Source organism: Paraburkholderia sp. RL17-373-BIF-A, assembly GCF_046030175.1.
In the GTDB taxonomy this organism is placed as follows: Bacteria; Pseudomonadota; Gammaproteobacteria; order Burkholderiales; family Burkholderiaceae; genus Paraburkholderia.
The window spans coordinates 1-335 of sequence record NZ_JARESO010000483.1 but is presented as its reverse complement, the minus strand read 5'-3'; the positions used below and the strand labels follow the sequence as shown (position 1 = coordinate 335).

The 335-nt window shown below is 69.6% G+C and carries 1 pseudogene; it reads right to left on the bottom strand.

Features of this window, described 5'->3' with window-relative positions:
- Positions 1-97 precede the first annotated feature (97 nt).
- Positions 98-335: pseudogene (locus P0D80_RS51480) on the bottom strand (DNA-binding protein); the annotation flags it as partial.

The following is a 335-nucleotide window of genomic DNA, read 5'->3' as shown; positions in this document are numbered from 1 at the left end:
CTCGCCTCGGCGACGACTCGCACCGTCCGGTCGCCATATTGCATCAACGTACCGATCGGCGGGCAGACCGCCGGCCTGCGCCTTCCAGGCGCCTTCTTCATGTCGCCGAACCCTTCGACGCACGTCGCTTGCGAGCGGGTGACCCGGCCTTCCGGACTGTGCCTTTTGACTGCGGCGAGCTCCGGCGCGCCCCGGTTTCCGGGCGTGATGCGGGCGCAGTGAGCGGCTGACGCCGTAGGATCTCGAGTTCCTGCGCGTACGCGCTGTTGGCCGCCCGGATTGCATCGAGGTGCCCCTGCAGCACGCCAGCCTGATGACGCGCGTCGCCCAGCTGC